Genomic DNA, 23,247 nt, shown 5'->3' with positions numbered 1-23,247 from the left:
CATCCATAATGGGCCGTTCTGCTTCATTTCTTAACAAATATTCCGGTAGACTACTTAGAAAAGGCAGTAGATAGAGATATTACTTGAAAGAGTTATGTGCAATATGTTACCTCTTTTTTTCTTTTTCAATATTAGAGATGATTATTTTGATATTTTTAAATAAATCCGTCTGATAATAAACCCTATTCCTGCAATCGCCAATAACAGAATAATTGTTCCAACCAAACTAAAATTGTTTAAAACTTTAATCACCTTCTTTACTATATAAAAAATTATTTAGCAGTAACTCCGAGTGCCCCGCCACTATAACTAATAGTCGCTTCAGCATAAGTTGTCGAATATGCTACAGAGGCTGTATATGGATATGTTTGTTTAAGTGCACAAGACTTTCCAGAAGTGCATGACACTGTTAAGGTTTATCTTGCATCTTACCAACACCACCAGATCCAACTAATCCATAGGCAGTATGTCTAATTTTTGTAGTGATTTTTGTAGGAGTTCCTTTGGTAACTGTTGTCGTTACATTACCACCAAAAGAATTATTAACAATTCCATGATTTGATGATACAGATCCTTTCAAATTTGCACTAATTTTTGAATTAGAATTACTTCCTAAGACGGTGGCAGTTTTTACAGGCATGATAGGAGAGTTTGATGTCTTCGCATAAAGCTTCACAAATTCAGCATCGTCAAAACTTAATTCTTCACCAACATCGTAATAATCTGATATTTCTGATAATTTTTGATAAATTTCTTCTTGTGTTAAATCCTTTTGAAGACTCTCAGCTGAAGAATTTACTTCTGGAAAACATACTAACATAACAAATTCAGCAATGATTGGCCAAATGGTCTTTTTCATTTGAATCCCCCTTTAATAAATATCTTAAAGTAGTTTGGTTGCAATATTTTTATATCTTCACTTTATCAAAAATTAATAGCACAAGGAGTTCCAATTTTGGAACTTCTTGTGCTACTTTTGAGCTATAAAAGAGATTTATTTATGAAAGTAGTCCTCAGGGATTGGCAGCATATTTAACCTTTATAATATATATTGTCAGGAAAAGAACATACATCAAAAACAACAAAATAATATATCTATCAAAGAATTTAACTTTTTCACTTTGAAATTGATTATTTTTTCTTACTTTTATAAATAAGTAAGTTAATATAGATAGAAAAAGTATTAAACCAGTTATGGTGGTAATTGGAGACACCATTACCTTAAAATAAGTTACAGTAACCTTTTCCGGGAAATGCATGATGATCCTCATTATTTCATTCACTAAAAAGTGAAAAAAGATAGCCGGAACGATACTTCCAGTATAGATGGTTAATATTGCAAGAGAAATACCCATTACAAATGCAAAAACCAAATTTCCCACCGTCATATGATAAATGCTAAAAATAAGAGCACTTAAAATTATGGCCGATTTTATGTTCATTCTCTGATATTGTTTTAATAATATACCCCTAAAAAGAATTTCTTCACTAATTGCCACTGAAAAGCCAATCATGATAATGCTGTAAAAACTTATGTTTTTACTACTCTCCATAAGTGTACCAACAATTTTTTCAGCAGTAAGCCATTCGCCAGTTAGTAGATAATATTGGGTCCTACCAAAAAACACAGTTAGCATGTGAGTTATACTACCCATTAAAATACCAAGAAGAATATATTTTACATGTACCTTTTTAAGCTGAATGCTAGATAAGGTTATTTTTTTCTTTTTTAAGAAAAGAAAAAGCATATAGATAATAACCAGTTTACTTATAAAGAAAAATAATTGTTTGTTTATTTGCAAAAAAAGTTCTTGTAATATAAGTTGTGTAAAAGGAAAAATAATCATAATTAGTATTGTTATATATAATATAAAGCGATGAGTTTGTTTAATATCAGTATCCATTCTTACCCCTTTGTGATACGATATTTTCAAATTCTAAAAAAACCTTTTTAGAATAAGGGTTACATTTACACTATTGCCAACTTATTTCGTTGCTACTTTTTTATATTTAATGTAGGTTTCATTTCTTTGTTCTGATTTTATCAAATTCCCAGTTGGACTATATGTTTTTAGTGTTCCAGTCAATTTCCATGTTTCTTTGTATTGATTCCATTTTTTCGTTGCCGAATATATCTTTTCTCCGCCACCAGAAATAACTAATTTACCGTATATTTCCACCTTGAAGGTAAGGTTAAGACTCCATTTTGTAGTATCAGTCACTTTTTTGTGAAAGACACTTGATTGTCGTTTATCTGTGGCTGTTTTCCAAGTATATCGATTACAAGTAGCACACACTGGAGATATACCAATTCTATTATTAGTTATTTCTCCTGTTTTTTCATCTACATGTATAGGTATTTCTTGACCTAAAAGTACATCAGTGCCTGATAGAGTTGTATATTATGACAGAAACTCACCTGATTGGCTTTCCTCTTTTAAATCAACTTCTTTAGTTGGAGAACTTGCAAAGGTTGATGAATTAAATCCAAACAAAAATACAGGAATTATTAATATAAAAATATATAGTAACTTCTTCATTTCTTCACCCCACCTAATATTTTTTCCTTAAATACCCACTATGAATTTTGTTTTAATATTTTAAGTAGTTTGGTTTAATATTTGTATATCTCGATTTTATCAAAAACCAAAAGCACAAGGAGTTCCAAATTTGGAATACCCTGTGCTTTTTTTGAATTTAAAACTATTTATGAATCGCAACCGTAAAGGTGAGGTCATAAGGACCGAGGAATCTGCCTTTTTGCCTATGGAGTTAGATCAGACGGCAGATAAGAGATATTATAACCTAAGGACCACATCGTTTCACTTTTTATATGAATAAACCCCGAATAATGGACACTTTAATAGAGGGTCAACTCACCCTTAATAATCAGCTTTTATTATTTCCGCCAAAAAGTTGAACAGTCTGTCTTATCAAAAATATTAAACTCGATCATTTTTTCAAGTAATGAGTAATCAACCGGATTATCCCACTTGATACGTACCAACTGCTTGGTGTGATCATAGCCTGCCTGCACGATTTCATCAGAGAAATGATCGATCCCTGCCTTTTCAGGGGCAACAGCCAAATGATGTTTGGCTACGCTAAAGCCAATGATATATGTGTCATGATCGGTAAACATAGGCTGATTCCACGCAATTTTCGGCATTAAATTTGGAAATTTCTTAGTTACCCAAGCCAAGACTTCTTCCGTTCGTTCCCTATGTTGCGGGTTATCAATATTCGCTAAAAATTCTGCAAAAACTTCCATGTCATTCTCTCCTAAATTAAAAAAATTTTATGAAGACTTCATTTTCAACAATGCACCATAGGAAGATCTTTAACTTTGCTCTAATGAATGCCGTGATTCCCTACCGATGGATGTAATAGATTGCATTAAACAACTTTATTGTCACTGCACATCGTTTCCTATTCCTTAGCCTGCTTTAATCCACTTATCAACTTGAGAGGTTCTCGTTATTTTAGACATTAAAAATACCCCTTTGGCTAATCATAGCCAAAGGGGTAAAGCTTCGCAACTTTTTATAAACAGTTAATCTTTATTTAGATCTACTTAACTTCGTTGAGGAAAAAATCTTGTATTATCGTACCTCTACGACAAAAGTATAAGAGGAGTCTCCATTTGACCATTTAGCGTTCATTTCAATTACATACTTTCCTTTTTCCGACGGTAAGGTTATGTTGTGTTGATTCAAAGGTAATTCTTCGCTACGCTTTTCTTCTTCCCATAAATAAGCCTGTAATTGTGGTTGGGAGCCATCATTAAACTCTACATTTGCAACTGAACTTTGTTCAACTATTTCCGCTTTCATATCTTCAGCAATTTGAAAGGGTGCAGCAGCATCGGCGATAACCGTCGTATTGGAGAGGAAACTCTTTTTTTCCCACTGATAAGTACCTCTAGCTGTTTCGATATTTACATCGTTTATTTTCACTTTCGCTTCTGGTGGTTCTTCTTTGGTTTCATTCGAACAACCTCCTACTATAAGTAAGAGCAGCATCAATATAGCGTATAATTTCTTAACTTTCACGTTAATCCCACCTTTTTTTGTTAGACGTTAACTATGTATAAAAGTTACATGCCTACTTCTAACTTTTTGGGTTCACTTCAAATAGGTGGTCTCTTCTATTTGTTTTAAACCAACAATAAAATTAACAATCTTATCCAAAAGTAAATTAATACTGTATCTCGAAATAAAAAGGATAAATTTAAAGGACCAGCCTGATATCCAGGCTGGTCTTTTGGTTTATTCGTAACATGAATTATTTTTAATTACCAATCTCGTTAGAACAGGACTACCACAGGAAGAACTATCCTTTGATTCAGTTGCTGAAGTAACAGAATAGCAGCAACTAGAAGCTAGATTCATACTGCACACCATAAAAAAGTATTATATATAAAAAAAGAAGCATAGGATATAACCCTATGCTTCTAGTGCTTAATCTTTATATCGAGTACCCAACTTTGTTGTTCAGTACCCGACTTTGTTGTCTTTCAACAAACATACGTTGCATTCATTCCAACTTACTCAACCGTTACACTTTTCGCAAGGTTACGTGGTTTATCCACGTCACATTCGCGGTGCAAGGCAGCGTAGTAAGCAATGAGCTGCAGCGGGATAACAGAGATAAGGGGTGTTAATAGTTCATTCACTTCCGGGATGACGAAACGGTCATCCTCTTCTTCCAGACCCTTCATGGAAATGATGCAAGGGTTGGCGCCGCGGGCAACCACTTCTTTAACATTTCCACGGATGCTTAGGTTGACGCCTGCTTGAGTGGCAAGGGCTATGACAGGTGTACCTTCTTCAATCAAGGCGATCGTTCCGTGTTTAAGCTCTCCGCCAGCAAAGCCTTCTGCCTGGATGTATGATATCTCCTTCAGCTTAAGGGCCCCTTCAAGAACAACATAGTAGTCAAGGGAACGGCCAATGAAGAAGCAGTTTCTTGTAACGGACAAATATTCACGGGCAATGGCTTCCATCTCTTCTTTCGAATCACAGAGGGCTTCCATTGCTGTCGCAACGATTCCAAGCTCTTTTACAAGGTCGAAATCATACTCCATTTTACGGAATTGGCCAGTTACATTTGCTAATATGGACAGGACTGCCACTTGAGCTGTGTAAGCCTTTGTAGAGGCCACGGCTATTTCAGGGCCAGCATGCAGCAAGAGCGTATAATCCGCTTCACGTGACAATGTAGAGCCCGGTACGTTCGTGATGGTCAGAGCTTTATGACCAAGCGCTTTGATGGACACTAATACGGCACGGCTATCTGCAGTTTCACCACTTTGTGAAATGAAGATGAATAACGGTTTTTTCGATAATAACGGCATATTGTAAGTGAATTCCGATGCCACATGGACCTCAACCGGAATTTCAGTCATTTTTTCGATGAACTGCTTACCAATCAATCCTGCATGATAGCTGGTTCCGCAAGCGATGATATAAATTCGGTCAGCCTCACTTACCGCTTCAGTAATGCTATAATCGATTGCAAGTTTACCTTCTTCATTTTGGTATGCTTGAATGATTTTACGTATGACAGCTGGCTGCTCGTCGACTTCTTTAAGCATATAGTGAGGATACGTACCTTTTTCAATATCACTTGCATCCAGTTCAGCAGTATATGGAGCTCGCATAACTTCTTCGTTGGAAAGGTTCTTGATCGTTACCTTTTCACTTGTCACGATAACCATTTCTTTATCCATCAGTTCAAGGAATTGATCTGTGACTTGCAACATGGCCATTGCATCTGAAGCGATAACGTTAAAATCATTTCCCACACCGATCAGCAGCGGGCTTTTATTTTTTGCGACAAAAATGGTTTCATCATTTTCAGCATCCAAAAGGGCAATGGCATATGAGCCTTCTAATAGAGTGAGTGTTTGACGGAACGCCTCTTCCACTTCCATACCATCGTTTACGAACTTCTCAATTAGTTGAACGATGACTTCCGTATCCGTTTCGCTTTTAAAGGCAACATCCTTCAAATATTCACGTTTTAGAATCGCATAGTTTTCAATGACCCCATTATGAACTAAAGTCAAGCGACCTGAATTACTTTGGTGAGGATGAGCATTCTCACGGCTTGGCACACCATGGGTGGCCCAGCGTGTATGTCCTATTCCAGTATATGCAATAGTGTTATCATCCACGGCACCGCGTAAGTCCGCGATTCGTCCCTTTTCCTTGAAGATTGTCACGCCTGCATCATTTTTCACAGCAATCCCTGAAGAGTCATATCCGCGGTATTCAAGTTTTTCAAGACCTTTTAATAAAATTTCCTTTGCATCACTAAGTCCAATATATCCAACAATTCCACACATAATTTCTGTTCCTCCAACCGATTCGAGGGAACAGGAATGCACGGGGGCATCCCTGCCCCCTCATCTCTAATATATTTTTATAAAGGAAATGCCCTAAAGCACTTTTTCCCATTGTGCATTTCCAACCCTTTGTGCAGTAAGTTGCCCTACTGTTTTATGATTGGAATTACTGCGGCTGTGCACTTCAGCCGGGAGGTATCCGCCGATCATTCGATAAACCTCCTCCTCGTCAACTAAGCCTTTCTCGACCAGACTTAGTTCAGGCGCTTTTGTAAATCTGTTTCTCCTTGCCTACCCTCCTTTTTAAAAACAACCATTTTAGAGAAAATGAGTTGTAAATCAGGATAATCATACCTTAAACAAGGGACATAGGTCAATTCTTTATTACCAAGACCTATGAAAAAGAACTTCTTTATAAAAATATGCATAAAAGGAAATTTCGTTCCTTTTATGCATTGGATTGGTTATTCGTTTATTCCCATTTCCGCTCTTACCACTGAGACGATGCGATCTACATAATTAGTGCATTCTTCAGCAGTCGGTGCTTCAGCCATAACACGGACTAGCGGTTCAGTACCGGATGGTCTCACCAAAATGCGACCGTTTCCGTTCATTTCCCCTTCGACTGCCTTAATGACTTCCTGTACCTTTTCATTATCAGTTACAGCATGCTTATCGGTAACTCTGACGTTGATGAGTGTCTGTGGATATTTCCTCATCTCGCCAGCGAGCTCTGATAAGGTTTTTTGGGTGTCACTCATGATGTTCACAAGCTGTAAGCCCGTCAATAAGCCATCTCCTGTGGTGTTATAGTCCAGGAAGATGATATGTCCGGATTGTTCGCCGCCAAGGTTATAGCCGCCTTTTCGCATCTCTTCCACCACATAGCGATCCCCCACTGCCGTTTGGGCGCTTTGTATACCGTGCTCTTCAAGACCTTTATAAAAACCAAGGTTGCTCATGATCGTAGAAACCACTGTTCCCTGTTTCAGACGATTATTTTCTTTCAAGTATTTCGCACATATATACATGATTTGGTCGCCGTCCACTATATTTCCTTTTTCATCTATGGCAATGACGCGGTCTCCGTCACCATCGAAAGCAAGTCCAACATCCGCACCTTTTTCTTTTAAGAATTCAGCAAGTGCTTCAGGGTGGGTGGAACCTACCTTGTCATTGATGTTCAAGCCATTGGGCGATGCCCCCATTGTAGAGATGTCTGCATCAAGATCCGCAAACAAATGCATGGCCAAGGCTGATGTCGCCCCATGTGCACAATCGAGCGCAACATGAATGCCTGTAAAGTCTTCATCCACTGATTGTTTCAAGTACTGGAGATACTTTTGCCCACCTTCGAAATAATCGTTCAAATGGCCTAAATCTCCGCCAACCGGGCGTGGAAGTTCATCCTTTTCCAAATCTAACAATGTTTCAATTTCCGCTTCTTGATCATCGGATAGCTTAAAACCATCCGGTCCAAAGAATTTAATGCCATTATCCTCTACTGGATTATGCGAAGCGGAAATCATGACACCTGCTTCGGCACTTAAGGCCTTTGTTAAATAGGCAACTCCCGGTGTCGAAATTACACCCAGGCGCATCACTTCAGCCCCAATGGATAATAGACCGGCAACAAGTGCACCTTCCAGCATTTCACCTGAAATTCGTGTATCGCGCCCTATGAGCACTTTGGGTTTTTCTGTATTTCTAGTAAGAACGTAGCCACCAAATCGGCCCAGTTTAAATGCCAGCTCCGGTGTTAATTCGCTATTCGCTATACCCCTTACTCCGTCTGTTCCAAAATATTTACCCATATTTATCGCTCCTTCTTCGAATCGTTACTGAATTAAATGATGTTAAAGGAAGGTTATGTCTCTTCGGCTTTTGGAGTAATGGTGACCGAAACCGTTTCAGAATCCAGCTCCCAGTCCACTCCCTCAGGCACGTTTACCACCAGTTCTACATCATGCGTACCTTCATCTAAATTACTCACATCTACTGTAAGATTAATGTCGTCTTTAGTTATTTTCTTCAAGTCATCCGCCTCACCAAGCAAGGTGATGCTTGTTACATCGGATTCCAATTCGGCATCTTTGTCATCCTGTATGCCCACAGGAACTATTTTTATATTGCTGAATGTTTTAGACTCAATGGCAGCCGGTTCATCTTCTTCGATTACTTGCTCTTTTTCTTCTTGTTTTGGTTCAGTTTCTGGTTCTTCCTCTTCTTCAACTGGCTCTGCAGTCACTTCATCTTCATCTACATCCACTTTCTCTGTACGAATCTTGACCTTTGCCTTACCCAAGGACATTTTTTGTACATTTTCCGGTTTAGTAAGATCGAGTTCCAATTCTGTATCACCATCAATTTTCGAGATATTTACAGGAAGATTTATTTCACTTATATCCCCAAGGCTCGTTTCTGACCCAAATAAGGTGACCTCTTTTGGATCGACACTTATACTCTTGATCCTGATGCCATCCTTTGCCTTCCCAGTTTGCTTTGGTGTTATCGACACCGTTTTGGAAGGAATGCTCACTTTTAAGGAAACGGCAACAGAAGCGGGCTCAATCGTCACGTCCAACTTATTCAAGTCCCTGTCCAGGGCTTTAACGGTTGCCTTGCCGTTCACCGTTTCGTTAAGTCCCTTACTTATTTCAAGGTTTGCCTTTACATAGGAAATTTGTTCAATCGCATCTTTAGCACCCGTAATTTTGACAGTTTTCGGGCTAACTGTTGGTTGACCGGCGGTATATCCCTCTTCAAGTAAAGAGCTATTATACTCGGCTTCAACGGAGAATTCCTTCGTCACCCGTTCCTGAACGTTGACTTCCGCATATTCCGGATCGATCGTCGCCACTAACTTTTCATTCAACTCACTTATTTTAAATGTGACGGTTCTGTCCCCCATTGAGATTGCAGGATCAGATAGGTCTACATACACTTTAAAGTCCCTTTGGTTTTTCGCATTTATCAATAGGCTTTTTGCTCCCTTTAGAGTAACATCAACCGTTTCCGGCACTCCGCTGACCACTAGATTCTCACGGTCATAGTACACTTCAACCGGTACATTTTCGATGGTCTCCGTACTGATTTCAGGGGCCGTCGATAAACCAAGGGATTTTTTATCCGACTCCATCTCAAAGTTAATGGAAATGAACAAAAGTGCTGCCAAGGCAAAAGCTACGATTCTCATAAACCAAGCGCTATTGGTGAATTTATCCATTCTTTTTCCCCCTCCAGTTAAAGATGCTTGAGGAAGTTGATTTGATGTTTTCCACTACCAGTTCACTTGTAAGCATGGCCCTAAATGATTCTTGATTCAAATCCCGGTAAAGTTCCCCGTTTTTAGTGACGGATATCCCTCCCGTTTCTTCAGAAACGACAATCGTAAGACTATCCGTAACTTCACTCATGCCTATGGCTGCCCTATGCCGTGTGCCAAGCTCCTTTGATATGAATGGACTCTCTGATAATGGTAAGTAGCAAGCTGCAGCCGCCACCTGGTTATTTTGTAAAATAACTGCGCCATCATGGAGCGGCGTATTAGGGATGAAGATATTAATGAGCAGTTCTGAAGAAATATAGGATTTTAGGGGTATCCCCGTTTCAACATAATCCCCCAGCTCCGTACCCTTCTCTATCGTAATCAAGGCCCCAATCCGCCTTTTTGCCATATAAGTGGATGCCTTTAGGATTTCTTCGACTAAACGCTCTTGCTGATTCTCTTCTGGAACGGTGCCCCTTGCAAAGAGCTTCCCGCGTCCTAATTGTTCAAGTGCCCTTCTCAGTTCAGGTTGAAAAATGACGAGAATCGCCAATACTCCCCAATTCATGACTTGTGCCATTAACCATCCGAGTGTATTGAAACCAAACAGGTTGCTTAAGCTTTTTACAATGACAATTACAAAAATTCCTTTTAGCAGCTGAATAGCCTTCGTGCCTCGAATAATAGTTAACAATTTATATATCACAAACCATACAAGGAGAATATCAATGAAATTTACTACATAGTCCCAAACAGTCAAATTGGTTAAAGACATGTTGTTTCCTCCAGTCAGTATTACTCCAAATACCAATTACAATCTTTATACGATAACCTTAATAGTATACCATTTTTTAAATGATACATCTAAAAACTAGTGTGAGAAATTTACACGGCAAGAACGAACCATGCAAAATGGTTCCCTTCCTTTTAAAAAATAAAGCTGAGCGAAGTCACCGTATATGAAAAACGATGCTCTCCTCCCAGCTCTCTATTCCTTATTCATTTTTTTCCTCTTTAGCAGGAACCAACGAGGTTGCAGTATCCTTTACTTTATACCACATCCACTCAAAAGCTTGGTCAATAACATGGATGCTCCCAGTCACATTCCCTGCCTTAGACATATATTTATGCCCATTTATGACTGTCACATCTCCCTCTACTTCACCATCTATTTGAATGTTGCCATTTTGAACTACCACATCACCCTTGATTGTCTCACCCGCAGGCACAATCACCGTTTCACCTGCGACCACTAAGTTAGGCTGCTTTGATACTGAAAAATGTTCGTCCTGATTATAAGTGGAAAAAACAGATCCTGTCATCAATATGATGAACATCGCTGCCGCTGTCATGAAGGGATGGCTTTTGAACCAACGTTTGGCGCCCGTTGTTTTCGTTTCCTTTGGCAATTGAGCCATAACCTTTGCTGTAAAGTCATCCGGGGCCTTAATATGGGAAGTGCTTTGTACAAGAGCGACCGCCTTTTTCATTTCATGAAAGTAATTCCGGCATTCAGCACAGTTGTGCAAGTGCTCCCGTAAAACTTCTTTATGCTCCGGTTTGATGTCCTCATCTAAATAATCATGCATATATTCAATGATTTCCTCATGGCAGTTCATTTTTCTCACCTTCTTTTTATAAATGGCGTAGTTGTTTACGCAAGGCTTCCCGACCACGATGTATTCTCGTCTTAACCGTACCGACTGGCAAATCTAATATTTCACTGATTTCCTTTAAAGATAACTCTTCAATATACTTCAATACGATAACCGATCGGTATTTCTCGGGCAATTTCATTATTTCCACTTGAATGGTTTCCTGTAGTTCTAAAGATTCAACTTCTTCCTCGGGTTTCGCCATATCTGATGCTATTTGGGAATACATATTCAATCCCTCTGTCCCTGCCACCTCTGCATCTAGATAGTAATCCGGCTTTTTCTTGCGAAGGCGGTCAATACAAAGGTTGGTCGCAATCCGATATAACCATGTAGAAAATTTCATTTGTATATTGAAACTACGAATATTCACGAAGGCCCTTACAAAGGCCTCTTGTGCCAAATCCTCTGCTTCTTGCCTGTTTCCGAGCATCCTGAAACATATCTGGAAAACTTTGTCCTTGTAAATTTCGACAATTTCCCCAAATGCATTATGGTCTCCCTTTAATACTTGATTAATTCTCTCTTTAATGAGTGCATCCATTTTCCGGTATTACCCCCGCTCATGCGGCTATACGATTACTACGAATCGTAAGCTAAAAGGTTTCAAAAATTTAATACATTAATTTTAACAAAGTTTTACATTTAATGTTTAAGAAAAAAAAAACAGGGCTATATAGTAAGAAATTGTAAAATTCGAGGGAGTGAATCTCTATATGACTGCTGAACAAATTTTAGACCATATTGAACAATACAGACAGAAGATGATGATTTTGGCTTCCCGTTCTTCGATGGTTGATAATGAAGTTATTGAAGTTAGCAGCAAACTGGATACTTTAATCAACGAATACCTCCATTTAACTAAAAATGGAGATCTCACACACCGACGTGCTCTTAAGTGAATATGGATATGCGATTGCAACCATCTATTTATAGATATGTTCATGTTACATACACCCTGGAAAATAAACCTACGTCTTCTAGCATATAAAAAACAGTAACCCATTACAAGCCGGTTACTGTTTCTTTTATTTTTTCAGTTATAATAACTTTTCTCCAAATAGCGAACCCATTAGAGCCACCGCAACGATTGCCGTTTTATTCCGCTCATCTAAAATGGGGTTCACTTCAACGAATTCAGCTGATGTAATCAAGTTGGCTTCAGCGAGCATTTCCATGGCCAAATGACTTTCCCGATAACTTATGCCACCAATCACCGGTGTCCCCACTCCGGGAGCATCTGCTGGGTCAACTCCATCCAAATCCAATGAAAGATGGACACCATCCGTTCTTTCCCTTAAATAATCTATGCATTCTTCCATGACCTTTGTCATTCCCATTCGATCAATCTCATGCATCGTAAATACTTTAATCCCTTTATCACGGATAAGTTCTTTTTCCCCTTCATCCAAAGACCTTGCCCCAATTATTACGATGTTTTCCGGTTTCACTTTTGGACCGGAACCATGGATATTGATCAGGTCCGGATGTCCAAGTCCAATACTGACAGCCAGGGGCATTCCATGTATATTCCCCGATGGCGAGGTTTCTTCCGTATTTAAATCCCCATGTGCGTCATACCAAATCACACCTACATTTTCATAGTGCTTTGCGACTCCCGCCAGTGTTCCTATAGCTATTGAATGGTCTCCTCCCAATACAAGCGGGAAGGAACCACCTTCTATTATTTCATCAACCCTTGCAGCTAACAGGGCGTTACCCTTTGCAACAAGCGGTAAGTTTTTCAGGTTGGTCCCAGGCTTATTTGCTTTTTCAGGCCGTCCTACAATTATATCTCCTAAATCCTCTACTTCTATATTTAACTGTTCAAGACGCTCGAAAATATCTGCGCAGCGGATGGCACTAGGTCCCATATCCACGCCCCGCCTTGCTTGACCAAGGTCCATAGGCAATCCAATGACGGAAATTTTCTGAATAGACATATAATTCCCCCTTTCACCCATTTTATATCGTATATGCCAAGTGGTTCAACTCGACATTTCCATGTATAATGATGCACCCTTTTCATACCTAATACGCTTTTTTTATAAGACCTATGAAAAAAAATCTTTCTAGACATAGGTTAACCAAAAAATGCTTTTATACAAAAAAAGTCTTAAACCATTTTGGCTTAAGACGTAAGTTTTGGTGTATGTAGTTGATGGTGGAGCCTAGCGGGATCGAACCGCTGACCTCCTGCGTGCAAGGCAGGCGCTCTCCCAGCTGAGCTAAGGCCCCTAAGGAATTTAAAATATATTAAGCGGAAGACGGGATTCGAACCCGCGACCCCAACCTTGGCAAGGTTGTATTCTACCACTGAACTACTTCCGCAAATGGCTGGGCTAGAAGGGATCGAACCTTCGCATGACGGAATCAAAATCCGTTGCCTTACCGCTTGGCTATAGCCCAATATATAATATGTAACAATTAATGTTCAACAAAATAAAAAGGTGGTAATCATATAATTCCCCATTAAAGAGAATATATAACTGATCCACAGGATTTTATTAAAATGGTGGAGGGGGGCAGATTCGAACTGCCGAACCCGAAGGAGCGGATTTACAGTCCGCCGCGTTTAGCCACTTCGCTACCCCTCCGCAATATATGGTTGTAAATGGTGCCGGCAAGAGGACTTGAACCCCCAACCTACTGATTACAAGTCAGTTGCTCTACCAGTTGAGCTACACCGGCAAGTAAAGAATAAATGGTGGAGGATGACGGGATCGAACCGCCGACCCTCTGCTTGTAAGGCAGATGCTCTCCCAGCTGAGCTAATCCTCCGGATTAATGAATTAAGAATGGTGACCCGTACGGGATTCGAACCCGTGTTACCGCCGTGAAAGGGCGGTGTCTTAACCGCTTGACCAACGGGCCGGACTATTTTGTGTACATAGATAGATTGGGAAGCTCCCAAGCGGATTCGAACCGCTGACCTCTTCCTTACCATGGAAGTGCTCTACCTACTGAGCTATGGAAGCATATGGCTCCGCAGGTAGGACTCGAACCTACGACCGTTCGGTTAACAGCCGAATGCTCTACCACTGAGCTACTGCGGAATAATATAATGTTTCCTAAAACCCATTTAAAGATATAAATGAATTGCTTGGCGGCGTCCTACTCTCACAGGGGGAAACCCCCAACTACCATCGGCGCTGAAGAGCTTAACTGCCGTGTTCGGAATGGGAACGGGTGTGACCTCTTCGCTATCGCCACCAAACAATAAAGGAACGTTGTTCCTTCAAAACTAGATAATAAGAAGGTATTTCATTTTTTAAAAAGCGTTGGTTAAGTCCTCGATCTATTAGTATCAGTCAGCTCCACATGTCGCCACGCTTCCACCTCTGACCTATCAACCTGATCATCTTTCAGGGATCTTACTAGCTTGCGCCATGGGAAATCTCATCTTGAGGGGGGCTTCATGCTTAGATGCTTTCAGCACTTATCCCGTCCGCACGTAGCTACCCAGCTATGCCTTTGGCAAGACAACTGGTACACCAGCGGTGCGTCCATCCCGGTCCTCTCGTACTAAGGACAGCTCCTCTCAAATTTCCTGCGCCCGCGACGGATAGGGACCGAACTGTCTCACGACGTTCTGAACCCAGCTCGCGTACCGCTTTAATGGGCGAACAGCCCAACCCTTGGGACCGACTACAGCCCCAGGATGCGATGAGCCGACATCGAGGTGCCAAACCTCCCCGTCGATGTGGACTCTTGGGGGAGATAAGCCTGTTATCCCCGGGGTAGCTTTTATCCGTTGAGCGATGGCCCTTCCATGCGGAACCACCGGATCACTAAGCCCGACTTTCGTCCCTGCTCGACTTGTAGGTCTCGCAGTCAAGCTCCCTTGTGCCTTTACACTCTACGAATGATTTCCAACCATTCTGAGGGAACCTTTGGGCGCCTCCGTTACTCTTTAGGAGGCGACCGCCCCAGTCAAACTGCCCACCTGACACTGTCTCCCACCCCGATAAGGGGCGCGGGTTAGAATTTCAATACAGCCAGGGTAGTATCCCACCAACGCCTCCACCGAAGCTAGCGCTCCGGCTTCTCAGGCTCCTACCTATCCTGTACAAGCTGTACCAAAATTCAATATCAGGCTGCAGTAAAGCTCCACGGGGTCTTTCCGTCCTGTCGCGGGTAACCTGCATCTTCACAGGTACTATAATTTCACCGAGTCTCTCGTTGAGACAGTGCCCAGATCGTTACACCTTTCGTGCGGGTCGGAACTTACCCGACAAGGAATTTCGCTACCTTAGGACCGTTATAGTTACGGCCGCCGTTTACTGGGGCTTCGGTTCAAAGCTTCGCTTGCGCTAACCTCTCCCCTTAACCTTCCAGCACCGGGCAGGTGTCAGCCCCTATACTTCGCCTTGCGGCTTCGCAGAGACCTGTGTTTTTGCTAAACAGTCGCCTGGGCCTATTCACTGCGGCTTTTCCGGGCTATTCACCCTAAAAAGCACCCCTTCTCCCGAAGTTACGGGGTCATTTTGCCGAGTTCCTTAACGAGAGTTCTCTCGCACACCTTAGGATTCTCTCCTCGCCTACCTGTGTCGGTTTGCGGTACGGGCACCTTACATCTCACTAGAGGCTTTTCTTGGCAGCGTGGAATCAGGAACTTCGGTACTATATTTCCCTCGCCATCACAGCTCCGCCTTAATGGAAACGGGATTTGCCTCGTTTCCGGCCTAACTGCTTGGACGCGCATATCCAACAGCGCGCTTACCCTATCCTTCTGCGTCCCCCCATCGTTCAAACGATGTATAGGTGGTACAGGAATATCAACCTGTTGTCCATCGCCTACGCCTTTCGGCCTCGGCTTAGGTCCCGACTAACCCTGAGCGGACGAGCCTTCCTCAGGAAACCTTAGGCATTCGGTGGAAGGGATTCTCACCCTTCTTTCGCTACTCATACCGGCATTCTCACTTCTAAGCGCTCCACCAGTCCTTCCGGTCTGACTTCAACGCCCTTAGAACGCTCTCCTACCATCGACACCTAATGGTGTCAATCCACAGCTTCGGTGATACGTTTAGCCCCGGTACATTTTCGGCGCGGAGTCACTCGACCAGTGAGCTATTACGCACTCTTTAAATGGTGGCTGCTTCTGAGCCAACATCCTGGTTGTCTAAGCAACTCCACATCCTTTTCCACTTAACGTATACTTTGGGACCTTAGCTGGTGGTCTGGGCTGTTTCCCTTTCGACTACGGATCTTATCACTCGCAGTCTGACTCCCAAGAATAAGTATTTGGCATTCGGAGTTTGACTGAATTCGGTAACCCGTTGGGGGCCCCTAGTCCAATCAGTGCTCTACCTCCAATACTCTCATCTTGAGGCTAGCCCTAAAGCTATTTCGGAGAGAACCAGCTATCTCCAGGTTCGATTGGAATTTCTCCGCTACCCACACCTCATCCCCGCACTTTTCAACGTGCGTGGGTTCGGGCCTCCATTCAGTGTTACCTGAACTTCACCCTGGACATGGGTAGATCACCTGGTTTCGGGTCTACGACCTCATACTCATTCGCCCTATTCAGACTCGCTTTCGCTGCGGCTCCGTCTTATCAACTTAACCTCGCATGAAATCGTAACTCGCCGGTTCATTCTACAAAAGGCACGCCATTACCCATTAACGGGCTTTGACTACTTGTAGGCACACGGTTTCAGGATCTATTTCACTCCCCTTCCGGGGTGCTTTTCACCTTTCCCTCACGGTACTGGTTCACTATCGGTCACTAGGGAGTATTTAGCCTTGGGAGATGGTCCTCCCTGCTTCCGACGGGATTTCTCGTGTCCCGCCGTACTCAGGATCCACTCAGGAGGGAACGAAGTTTCAACTACAGGGTTTTTACCTTCTTTGACGGACCTTTCCAGGTCACTTCATTTACCCCGTTCCTTTGTAACTCCATGTTGAGTGTCCTACAACCCCAAGAGGCAAGCCTCTTGGTTTGGGCTAATTCCGTTTCGCTCGCCGCTACTCAGGAAATCGCATTTGCTTTCTCTTCCTCCGGGTACTTAGATGTTTCAGTTCCCCGGGTCTGCCTTCAGTACCCTATGTATTCAGGTAAAGATACTGTTCCATTACGAACAGTGGGTTTCCCCATTCGGAAATCTCCGGATCAAAGCTTACTTACAGCTCCCCGAAGCATATCGGTGTTAGTCCCGTCCTTCATCGGCTCCTAGTGCCAAGGCATCCACCGTGCGCCCTTTCTAACTTAACCGTTAAAAAGATCTTACAGATGCTTTGAAAAAAATTAATTGCCTTCTATCTATTATCTAGTTTTCAAGGAACAAAGCAGAAAGAATCCACCACATCGTGATGCTTTTCTTCCCTATCTGAATGAATTACTCATTCAAAACTGAACAAAACAAAAGCGCTCTCGTAATTATCCTTAGAAAGGAGGTGATCCAGCCGCACCTTCCGATACGGCTACCTTGTTACGACTTCACCCCAATCATCTGTCCCACCTTAGGCGGCTGGCTCCATAAAGGTTACCTCACCGACTTCGGGTGTTACAAACTCTCGTGGTGTGACGGGCGGTGTGTACAAGGCCCGGGAACGTATTCACCGCGGCATGCTGATCCGCGATTACTAGCGATTCCGGCTTCATGTAGGCGAGTTGCAGCCTACAATCCGAACTGAGAATGGCTTTATGGGATTCGCTTACCTTCGCAGGTTTGCAGCCCTTTGTACCATCCATTGTAGCACGTGTGTAGCCCAGGTCATAAGGGGCATGATGATTTGACGTCATCCCCACCTTCCTCCGGTTTGTCACCGGCAGTCACCTTAGAGTGCCCAACTGAATGCTGGCAACTAAGATCAAGGGTTGCGCTCGTTGCGGGACTTAACCCAACATCTCACGACACGAGCTGACGACAACCATGCACCACCTGTCACTCTGTCCCCCGAAGGGGAAAGCCCTATCTCTAGGGTTGTCAGAGGATGTCAAGACCTGGTAAGGTTCTTCGCGTTGCTTCGAATTAAACCACATGCTCCACCGCTTGTGCGGGCCCCCGTCAATTCCTTTGAGTTTCAGCCTTGCGGCCGTACTCCCCAGGCGGAGTGCTTAATGCGTTAGCTGCAGCACTAAAGGGCGGAAACCCTCTAACACTTAGCACTCATCGTTTACGGCGTGGACTACCAGGGTATCTAATCCTGTTTGCTCCCCACGCTTTCGCGCCTCAGTGTCAGTTACAGACCAGAAAGTCGCCTTCGCCACTGGTGTTCCTCCAAATCTCTACGCATTTCACCGCTACACTTGGAATTCCACTTTCCTCTTCTGCACTCAAGTTCCCCAGTTTCCAATGACCCTCCACGGTTGAGCCGTGGGCTTTCACATCAGACTTAAAGAACCACCTGCGCGCGCTTTACGCCCAATAATTCCGGACAACGCTTGCCACCTACGTATTACCGCGGCTGCTGGCACGTAGTTAGCCGTGGCTTTCTGGTTAGGTACCGTCAAGGTACCAGCAGTTACTCTGGTACTTGTTCTTCCCTAACAACAGAACTTTACGACCCGAAGGCCTTCTTCGTTCACGCGGCGTTGCTCCGTCAGACTTTCGTCCATTGCGGAAGATTCCCTACTGCTGCCTCCCGTAGGAGTCTGGGCCGTGTCTCAGTCCCAGTGTGGCCGATCACCCTCTCAGGTCGGCTACGCATCGTCGCCTTGGTGAGCCATTACCTCACCAACTAGCTAATGCGCCGCGGGCCCATCTATAAGTGACAGCCGAAACCGTCTTTCCATCTTCTCTCATGCGAGAAAAGAACGTATCCGGTATTAGCTCCGGTTTCCCGAAGTTATCCCAGTCTTATAGGCAGGTTGCCCACGTGTTACTCACCCGTCCGCCGCTAATCTCAGGGAGCAAGCTCCCATCGATTCGCTCGACTTGCATGTATTAGGCACGCCGCCAGCGTTCGTCCTGAGCCAGGATCAAACTCTCCGAAGAAATGTTTGACTTGCTCATTTGCTTTTTTGATAGTGTGTGCTCACTTAAAATTTAACGTTGGCGCTTTGTTTTGTTCAGTTTTCAAAGAGCAATTTTTTCGCCATCTCTCTTAGCGACTTTAATATCTTAACATCTTATTACCACTTCGTCAATAACTTTTTAAAAAAGTTTTTTTCGCTTTTTTTAAAAGCTATTACTACGTTGCAGCAACTTTTATAATATACCAGCGTATAAATCAATAGTCAATAGATTTTTTGAATATATTTCACTTTTAAATATCATGACTGATTCCCCTTGGATAAGTTCGTTTTCACCCTCATATATATAAGGCATTCCTCCTCGGTGCTCACCCTTTTAAACAGTCTGAAAAGGATGTTATATTTCTCGTTTATTGCCCTTTTGACTAAGTGATCAATTCTGTCATCCTGTAAATCGAATAGTATTTCATCCATCTCTCTTTTTAACAGATACTCCAATTCAATCTTCTCCTTATCATTAATCAATAAACCGAGCATGATTCACACCTCCACCAGACATCTTTCCCCATTCCCTTCAATTTTATGAATTTCCAACTGATTTTTTTTGCATAACAATAATCCTTGCGCATAAATTTGAAGACAAGAGTCTTTTGGACAAGGGGATGGATTAATGAAATTTTTCATGGTGCTTCATGCAAAGAACATCAAATTTTATTCGTTAATTTTACTTACGGCACTTTTTACCGCTTGGTTCCTTTTTGTACAAAACATTCTTCATGCCCCTGTTTTTTCTACAGAAGATGGGCCAAAAGCGGTTTATAAAGGGGAAAAGAATGTCGCGATCACGTTCAATATTGGCTGGGGTGATGAGAAAGCCGCTCCAATAATAGAGACATTGAAAAGGGAAAAGATTGAGTCTGCCACTTTTTTCCTTTCTGGCTCTTGGGCTGAGCGTCACCCGGACATAGTAGAGGAAATTGGGAAAGAAGGATATGAAATCGGTATGCTTGGTTACGATTATAAGGATTATTCCGAAATGGAAGATCAAGAAATCATCCGGGATATTTCTAAAGCTCAGGAAGCATTCAAAAAACTGAATGTAAAGAATATAGAACTTTTACGAGCGCCCACCGGTCACTTTGATAAACGACTCTTAAAGATCAGCGAAAATTTCGGATATACAGTTGTTCATTGGAGTATCGATTCAAAGGATTGGACCAATCCAGGTGTGGATCGAATCGTTCAGAACATCACCAAGGCCCAAAAGGGTGATATCATCTTATTACATGCTTCAGACTCAGCAAAACAAACAAATAAGGCTTTGCCTGAATTAATAAGTGAACTTCGAGCAAAAAATTTAAATTTCGTTAATGTTTCAGAAATGATCTCCAATTCATCAGCCAGCAGTGAGGAAATCCGCTGACTGAAAAAACTGCGTACTAATGTTCTCCATGAACTTTAGTACGCAGTTTTTATGTTGGCTTCCTTATGTATGGCCCACGACTTACATATAGGTTAGCTGCTGCCTTTACCTAATTCGCCAGCTTTCATTTTCTTCCCCTTTGCTGGAGTTTGCACCCGTGCTCTTTTACTGGCCAATTCCTTTTGTGAACGTTCGATCAATTTGCTTAGGACCAATAATTGATATGCATTGCAGACCAGTAACGGAAACAGCATGAAGTAAAGCCAGCTTTCATCATCGGAACTTAGGACAGGTATCCACTCCAAAACCGTGACTACGACCATGAAAAACAAGGCCGGTATAAACGATTGTTTATTCGTTTGTTTCATTTTGAAATAAGCTGTAATAAGTCCTGCAGCCAATACAACCAACGCCAGGACGATGTATGAACTAATCCCCTCACCTGAACCAAAATTAAGATATCGCAGATACACCAAATCAAATACAACAAAAAGAATGAGTACAATTTGAACGGCATTCCATAAGGAAGCGCTTTTAAATATTCCCAGACCGAAACGATGTATCGTTAAATAGGCAAAAAAGCCGGCTTGGCTTATGACACTGAAAATTAATCCAACACCGAATAACCAAATAAACGTTGATAGGATGGCACTGACTTCAAAAGAAGAAAAATAAGGCTTAAACTCACTCCATCGAGCCAAGAACCCTACAACTCCGCCCGTTACACCACCGATAAGCAATGTTGTTAAAAACAATTTAACTAAATTACGGCTGTTCATTGTTTTCCTCCATAAAATTTCTATTTCATTTCCTTAATTGTACCAACCAAATTTGGAAAAATCCACTTATTCCACCAAGGAATAATATCGCCGATTGGAACCATATTAACAATAAGAAGGATGAAAGGGGCCCTGCGTATGAGAGTGGGAGTTGCTTTGCTTTTCACGTCATTCTTACTCGTTTGTTCCGGTTGTGCTCAAAATGGAGCAGGCGCAGATAAAATGGAGTATGAAGAGACAAAGAAAATGGTCGTCGATATCCTGAAAACAGATGATGGAAAAAAAGCCATCCAGGATATCATTTCCGATGATAAAACGAAAGCTGAACTTATTATGGACTCGGATGTCATTAAGAAATCCATTGAAGATATGGTCACTTCAGATAAAGGGAAGGAATTTTGGAAAAAGACATTTAATGATCCTGAATTTGCCTCCGCTTACGCCAAAGCTTTAGAAGATGAACATAAAAAGGTATTGAAGGACTTAACTGCTGATCCTCAGTATCGTGGAATGATCATGGAAGTAATGAAAGAACCGGACATGGAAAAAGAAATGAATAAATTATTAAAAACCAAGGAAATGCGCTCCGTCTATAAAGAGCTGATCATAGAAACCATGGAGAGTCCTCTCGTTCAAGCGAAAATGCAAGAGAGATTGGATAAAGCAGCTACTAAAGCAGTAGAGAAGGAAAACAAGGATAAAAAGGAAAAGTAATGAAATAAGGCTGATTCCAATTGGAATCAGCCTTCATTTTATTGTAGCTTTTCAATGACCTTTTTAGCAATATCCTCGTATATCCTTCCAAGCCTATGGTCTGCTGCGTAAATGGAGGGAGCAAAGTCCTCTTCGTTCCAATCCGGCTGTTGCAGGGGCAGTTGACCTAAAACTTCTGTACGAAGTTCTTCTGCCAGCTTCGAGCCGCCGCCTTTTCCGAATACATATTCTTTTTCACCGGTCGTTTTACTTTCGAAGAATGACATATTCTCAATGACACCAATGACTTCATGTTCTGTCTTGATGGCCATTGCACCAGCTCTTGCAGCAACGAAGGCTGCAGTCGGATGCGGTGTCGTAACGATGATTTCTTTACATGAAGGGAGCATCGTATGCACGTCCAATGCAACATCGCCTGTACCTGGTGGTAAGTCAAGGACTAAATAGTCCAATTCTCCCCATTCCACTTCATTAAAGAAACTGTTAAGCATCTTACCCAGCATCGGTCCTCTCCAGATGATAGGCGCGTTATCTTCTACAAAAAAGCCCATTGAAATAACTTGAACGCCAAATCGTTCTACAGGAATGATCTTTTCCCCACGAACAACCGGTCTTTTTGTTATCCCCATCATATCAGGTACACTGAATCCATAGATATCTGCATCAACCAGTCCGACCTTTTTACCCAAACGGGCAAGTGAAGTAGCGAAATTCACTGAAATCGTAGATTTTCCCACTCCGCCTTTACCACTGGCGATCGCGATGAATTGTGTCTTGTTGTTAGGTCCAAGCAAACCTTGGTCCGCTTCACCCTGCGGAATGCTTTCACGGTGCTTAGCCAACTCATCTTCAGAAAGTTCCGTGAAACGGATGCCTACAGATTCCGCTCCGTTCGTTTTCAGCAAGTCCACCACTTCCGATTGCATTTGCATTTGCTCGGCAGTCCCAGTTTTCGCAATCGCAAGTTTAACGCTTACATGATTCTTTTCAGGCTTTATTTTTATTTCTATAATTCCATTTGTCTCTTCAAGGTTTTTATGTAAAAAAGGGTCTTTAAGATCCTTCAATAAATTCAGTACTTTCTCTTCTGTTAACAAGTCGAGCACCCCTTTGAATTCGTTTTTTTTTCCCATTTTTCAGT

Annotated in this window: 19 protein-coding genes, 9 tRNA genes and 3 rRNA genes; 3 read left to right on the top strand and 28 right to left on the bottom strand. The window is 42.0% G+C overall.

Going from position 1 to position 23,247, the window contains the following annotated elements; all coding sequences use genetic code 11:
* Window positions 1–409 precede the first annotated feature (409 nt).
* The 12 genes from ACDZ29_RS11585 to sigW form a co-directional block, all read right to left on the bottom strand.
* Window positions 410–859, bottom strand: coding sequence for a hypothetical protein (locus ACDZ29_RS11585; protein ID WP_375090858.1), 450 nt, complete (start codon window positions 857–859; stop codon window positions 410–412).
* 154 nt (window positions 860–1,013) lie between these two features.
* On the bottom strand, window positions 1,014–1,904 hold the full coding sequence (locus ACDZ29_RS11580) for a lysostaphin resistance A-like protein (protein ID WP_375090857.1): 891 nt from the start codon (window positions 1,902–1,904) through the stop codon (window positions 1,014–1,016).
* Window positions 1,905–1,985: 81 nt separating this feature from the next.
* Window positions 1,986–2,180: a hypothetical protein gene (locus ACDZ29_RS11575; RefSeq protein ID WP_375090856.1), complete on the bottom strand. Its 195-nt coding sequence runs from the start codon at window positions 2,178–2,180 to the stop codon at window positions 1,986–1,988.
* Between the two features lie 222 nt (window positions 2,181–2,402).
* Window positions 2,403–2,540 carry a hypothetical protein gene (locus ACDZ29_RS11570; protein WP_375090855.1) on the bottom strand — a complete coding sequence of 46 codons (138 nt, stop codon included), beginning with the start codon at window positions 2,538–2,540 and terminating at the stop codon, window positions 2,403–2,405.
* A 359-nt stretch (window positions 2,541–2,899) separates the two neighbouring features.
* Complete coding sequence (locus tag ACDZ29_RS11565) at window positions 2,900–3,271, bottom strand: iron chaperone (protein ID WP_370013591.1); 372 nt, start codon at window positions 3,269–3,271, stop codon at window positions 2,900–2,902.
* A 331-nt stretch (window positions 3,272–3,602) separates the two neighbouring features.
* Window positions 3,603–4,052 (bottom strand): hypothetical protein, encoded by a 450-nt coding sequence (locus ACDZ29_RS11560; protein WP_375090854.1) that lies wholly within the window; start codon window positions 4,050–4,052, stop codon window positions 3,603–3,605.
* Window positions 4,053–4,546: 494 nt separating this feature from the next.
* Window positions 4,547–6,349, bottom strand: coding sequence for a glutamine--fructose-6-phosphate transaminase (isomerizing) (gene glmS / locus ACDZ29_RS11555; RefSeq protein ID WP_370013587.1), 1,803 nt, complete (start codon window positions 6,347–6,349; stop codon window positions 4,547–4,549).
* A gap of 464 nt (window positions 6,350–6,813) precedes the next feature.
* Window positions 6,814–8,163, bottom strand: a complete 1,350-nt coding sequence (gene glmM / locus ACDZ29_RS11550; protein ID WP_289323354.1) for a phosphoglucosamine mutase — start codon at window positions 8,161–8,163, stop codon at window positions 6,814–6,816.
* Between the two features lie 53 nt (window positions 8,164–8,216).
* Window positions 8,217–9,575 (bottom strand): YbbR-like domain-containing protein, encoded by a 1,359-nt coding sequence (locus ACDZ29_RS11545; RefSeq protein WP_370013586.1) that lies wholly within the window; start codon window positions 9,573–9,575, stop codon window positions 8,217–8,219.
* Window positions 9,568–10,392 (bottom strand): diadenylate cyclase CdaA, encoded by an 825-nt coding sequence (gene cdaA, locus ACDZ29_RS11540; RefSeq protein WP_034304935.1) that lies wholly within the window; start codon window positions 10,390–10,392, stop codon window positions 9,568–9,570. The genes ACDZ29_RS11545 and cdaA overlap by 8 nt, the downstream gene beginning before the upstream one ends.
* Window positions 10,393–10,612: 220 nt before the next feature.
* Window positions 10,613–11,236 (bottom strand): anti-sigma factor, encoded by a 624-nt coding sequence (locus ACDZ29_RS11535; protein ID WP_289318671.1) that lies wholly within the window; start codon window positions 11,234–11,236, stop codon window positions 10,613–10,615.
* 16 nt (window positions 11,237–11,252) lie between these two features.
* A complete protein-coding gene (gene sigW / locus ACDZ29_RS11530; protein ID WP_289318670.1) occupies window positions 11,253–11,816 on the bottom strand; it encodes an RNA polymerase sigma factor SigW in 564 nt (187 codons plus the stop codon).
* A 172-nt stretch (window positions 11,817–11,988) separates the two neighbouring features.
* Between sigW and ACDZ29_RS11525 the strand changes: the two genes are divergently transcribed.
* Entirely contained in the window at window positions 11,989–12,174 is a 186-nt protein-coding gene (locus ACDZ29_RS11525) for an aspartyl-phosphate phosphatase Spo0E family protein (protein WP_289318669.1), read from the top strand.
* Between the two features lie 138 nt (window positions 12,175–12,312).
* Here the strand turns inward: ACDZ29_RS11525 and rocF are convergent, their stop codons facing one another.
* The 14 genes from rocF to ACDZ29_RS11455 form a co-directional block, all read right to left on the bottom strand.
* A complete protein-coding gene (rocF, locus tag ACDZ29_RS11520; protein ID WP_289323351.1) occupies window positions 12,313–13,215 on the bottom strand; it encodes an arginase in 903 nt (300 codons plus the stop codon).
* A gap of 219 nt (window positions 13,216–13,434) precedes the next feature.
* Window positions 13,435–13,510 (bottom strand) — tRNA-Ala (locus tag ACDZ29_RS11515).
* Between the two features lie 21 nt (window positions 13,511–13,531).
* Window positions 13,532–13,603 (bottom strand) — tRNA-Gly (locus ACDZ29_RS11510).
* Window positions 13,604–13,606: 3 nt separating this feature from the next.
* A tRNA-Gln gene (locus tag ACDZ29_RS11505) sits at window positions 13,607–13,681 on the bottom strand.
* A 104-nt stretch (window positions 13,682–13,785) separates the two neighbouring features.
* Window positions 13,786–13,869, bottom strand: a tRNA-Tyr gene (locus ACDZ29_RS11500).
* Between the two features lie 18 nt (window positions 13,870–13,887).
* A tRNA-Thr gene (locus tag ACDZ29_RS11495) sits at window positions 13,888–13,963 on the bottom strand.
* A gap of 14 nt (window positions 13,964–13,977) precedes the next feature.
* Window positions 13,978–14,053: transfer RNA gene (locus ACDZ29_RS11490), tRNA-Val, on the bottom strand.
* Between the two features lie 18 nt (window positions 14,054–14,071).
* Window positions 14,072–14,146: transfer RNA gene (locus ACDZ29_RS11485), tRNA-Glu, on the bottom strand.
* A 31-nt stretch (window positions 14,147–14,177) separates the two neighbouring features.
* Window positions 14,178–14,250, bottom strand: a tRNA-Thr gene (locus tag ACDZ29_RS11480).
* 3 nt (window positions 14,251–14,253) lie between these two features.
* Window positions 14,254–14,328 (bottom strand) — tRNA-Asn (locus ACDZ29_RS11475).
* A gap of 45 nt (window positions 14,329–14,373) precedes the next feature.
* A 5S ribosomal RNA gene (gene rrf / locus ACDZ29_RS11470) occupies window positions 14,374–14,489 on the bottom strand.
* 64 nt (window positions 14,490–14,553) lie between these two features.
* Window positions 14,554–17,486: ribosomal RNA gene (locus ACDZ29_RS11465) — 23S ribosomal RNA — on the bottom strand.
* Window positions 17,487–17,661: 175 nt separating this feature from the next.
* Window positions 17,662–19,212, bottom strand: a 16S ribosomal RNA gene (locus ACDZ29_RS11460).
* Together the 16S, 23S and 5S rRNA genes with 9 tRNA genes alongside form the textbook arrangement of a ribosomal RNA operon.
* A 278-nt stretch (window positions 19,213–19,490) precedes the next feature.
* Window positions 19,491–19,727 carry a hypothetical protein gene (locus ACDZ29_RS11455; protein ID WP_375090853.1) on the bottom strand — a complete coding sequence of 79 codons (237 nt, stop codon included), beginning with the start codon at window positions 19,725–19,727 and terminating at the stop codon, window positions 19,491–19,493.
* A gap of 133 nt (window positions 19,728–19,860) precedes the next feature.
* Here ACDZ29_RS11455 and pdaB point away from each other — a divergent pair, with 133 nt between their 5' ends.
* Window positions 19,861–20,613 carry a polysaccharide deacetylase family sporulation protein PdaB gene (pdaB, locus tag ACDZ29_RS11450; RefSeq protein WP_370013583.1) on the top strand — a complete coding sequence of 251 codons (753 nt, stop codon included), beginning with the start codon at window positions 19,861–19,863 and terminating at the stop codon, window positions 20,611–20,613.
* A 92-nt stretch (window positions 20,614–20,705) separates the two neighbouring features.
* Here the strand turns inward: pdaB and ACDZ29_RS11445 are convergent, their stop codons facing one another.
* Window positions 20,706–21,392 carry a KinB-signaling pathway activation protein gene (locus tag ACDZ29_RS11445; RefSeq protein WP_370013582.1) on the bottom strand — a complete coding sequence of 229 codons (687 nt, stop codon included), beginning with the start codon at window positions 21,390–21,392 and terminating at the stop codon, window positions 20,706–20,708.
* 138 nt (window positions 21,393–21,530) lie between these two features.
* On the opposite strand from ACDZ29_RS11445, the gene gerD reads away from it, so the two are divergent.
* A complete protein-coding gene (gene gerD, locus ACDZ29_RS11440; RefSeq protein WP_370013581.1) occupies window positions 21,531–22,106 on the top strand; it encodes a spore germination lipoprotein GerD in 576 nt (191 codons plus the stop codon).
* Between the two features lie 38 nt (window positions 22,107–22,144).
* Here gerD and ACDZ29_RS11435 read toward each other — a convergent pair whose 3' ends face one another.
* Window positions 22,145–23,203, bottom strand: coding sequence for a P-loop NTPase (locus tag ACDZ29_RS11435; protein ID WP_375090852.1), 1,059 nt, complete (start codon window positions 23,201–23,203; stop codon window positions 22,145–22,147).
* Window positions 23,204–23,247 lie beyond the last annotated feature (44 nt).

It is taken from the genome of Peribacillus sp. RS7 (assembly GCF_041956845.1).
Classification (GTDB): Bacteria; Bacillota; Bacilli; order Bacillales; family DSM-1321; genus Peribacillus.
The sequence above is the reverse complement of the archived record's forward strand: the minus strand, read 5'-3'. Positions and strand labels throughout refer to the sequence as shown.